General features: G+C 61.7%; 1 protein-coding gene. It reads left to right on the forward strand.

Annotated elements, in window-relative coordinates; translation table 11 throughout:
• Positions 1 to 139: pyruvate kinase alpha/beta domain-containing protein (locus AC0IYH_RS31285; protein ID WP_471838100.1), on the forward strand; the 139-nt coding region annotated here is incomplete at its 5' end.
• Positions 140 to 277 lie beyond the last annotated feature (138 nt).

The raw sequence follows: 277 nt of genomic DNA on the forward strand, positions 1-277 counted from the left end.
GGCAGCGGTAGACGAGTTGCTCAAGCGCGGCCTCGTCCAGCAAGGCGACTGGGTCATCCTGACCAAGGGTGACAGCTATCACACCATCGGTGGCACCAACGGCATGAAAATCCTGCATGTCGGTGACGCGCTGGTCTGACGATCAGCAGCATCCGCCAAAAGGCCCGCGTTCAATGCGGGCCTTTTCGTTTCTGGCGGACGCAGCGAAGCAGCTCAGGCGTGAGGCAGGAACAGGTCAGAGAACAGCTGGCTGCGCGGCAGGCCGGCGAGATAAAGG

Source organism: Pseudomonas sp. AC463, from assembly GCF_979253585.1.